Raw genomic sequence first — 238 nt, forward strand, 5'->3', positions numbered from 1 at the left:
ATCAAAACCTGAAGCTCTGCCGACAGCATCACTTCCAAAGCGGTTTTTCAGGTAATCCATTGTTTGATACAAGCTCATCTGCTCTTCGGTATCTTCAAAAAGGTTCATCTGATGGTTACCATGAACAAGCCCGGTAAAGCGTAATCCTACCAAACGAAGCCTCATTCTTCTTGTATATACTTTACTAAAAAGCTCCAAAGCTACTCTTGACAGGGTATGATCAGCAGAAGTATAAGAG

General features: G+C 41.2%; 1 protein-coding gene. It reads right to left on the reverse strand.

The genetic code is table 11. From position 1 onward, the window contains the following. Positions 1-238, reverse strand: a 238-nt coding sequence (locus RM51_RS18910) for a DinB/UmuC family translesion DNA polymerase (RefSeq protein WP_039373360.1), incomplete at both ends; no start/stop codon positions are given.

Origin of the sequence: Chryseobacterium taiwanense (assembly GCF_000813825.1) — a bacterium.
Classification (GTDB): Bacteria; Bacteroidota; Bacteroidia; order Flavobacteriales; family Weeksellaceae; genus Chryseobacterium; species Chryseobacterium taiwanense.